Genomic DNA, 1,227 nt, shown 5'->3' with positions numbered 1-1,227 from the left:
GCCAAGCACGCGATTGCGATTGCGGAGGGTGGCCGGGAGGGGGAGGTCCGCTATTTCGGCGAGATCGAGGCGACACCGGCGGCGGTGGAACGCTTCGTGCGTAAGCTGGAGCGCAAATATCCGCGCCTGCATTTCTGCTACGAGGCCGGCCCAACCGGCTACGGGCTTTGCCGCCAGCTCGTTGAGCTCGGCCACCGCTGCGATGTCGTTGCGCCGTCGCTGATCCCGAAGCGCCCGGGCGAACGCGTCAAGACGAACCGACGCGATGCGGTCACCCTGGCACGGCTGCTGAGGGCGGGGGAGCTGACCGGGATCTGGGTTCCCGACGCAGTGCATGAAGCGGTGCGCGATCTAGTGCGCGTTCGGAGCTCGGCGAGCGAGGATCTGCGCAAGAAGCGCCAGCAGCTTCTGTCGTTCCTGCTGCGCCATGGCCGGGTCTTTAGCGGACGCAAGAATTGGGGCCCGGCGCATGCCCGCTGGCTGGCGGCGCAGAAGTTCGACCATCCGGCCCAGCAGATCGTGTTCCAGGACCAGGTCGATGTGATCACCGATGCGCAGAACCGGCTGGAGCGGCTCGATGCCCAGCTCGCCGAGCTGGTGCCGAGCTGGTCGATGGCGCCGGTGGTGGCGGCCTATCAGGCGCTGCGTGGTGTCTCCTTCATCGTTGCCGTCACCTTTGTCAGCGAAGTCGGCGATGTGCGCCGTTTCGACAATCCGCGGCAGCTGATGGCCTTTCTCGGCCTGGTGCCGTCGGAGCGGTCAACCGGCGAGACGGTGAAGCGTGGCGGCCTGACGCTTGCCGGCAACCGCCGCGCACGCCGCGTCCTGGTGGAGGGCGCCTGGAGCTACCGCTATCCGGCCCGGGTGACGGAAACCATTCGCATCCGCCTCGAGGGCCTGCCCAAGGCGGTTCGCGAGATTGCCTGGAAGGCGCAGACCCGACTGTGCGCCCGCTACCGGCGCCTGACGGCCTCTGGCAAGAAGAGACCGATCGTCGTGGCGGCGATCGCCCGCGAGATGGCGGCTTTCCTGTGGGCCATCGGCCACCAGGTTGAGCCGGTGCGCTGAAGATGCGGTGCGCTTCCCCCGTGAAGATTGAGCTTCCAGCAAACGCTCGTCTCCCACGGGCGCCGCCGGATTGAAGCTAATTGACCGGCTTCAATCCGGCGGAACAACCGGGACAGCACGGAGACGGGATGTGGCCACGGTGGGGAATTCCCGCGCTAG

At 67.2% G+C, this 1,227-nt stretch carries 1 protein-coding gene; it reads left to right on the top strand.

What is annotated here, in order from left to right; all coding sequences use genetic code 11:
* Positions 1-1,068: IS110 family transposase (locus tag EN859_RS35080; RefSeq protein WP_135913585.1), on the top strand; the 1,068-nt coding region annotated here is incomplete at its 5' end.
* Positions 1,069-1,227: the final 159 nt, after the last annotated feature.

Source organism: Mesorhizobium sp. M00.F.Ca.ET.216.01.1.1 (assembly GCF_004010325.2).
Lineage (GTDB): Bacteria > Pseudomonadota > Alphaproteobacteria > Rhizobiales > Rhizobiaceae > Mesorhizobium.
The sequence above is the reverse complement of the archived record's forward strand: the minus strand, read 5'-3'. Positions and strand labels throughout refer to the sequence as shown.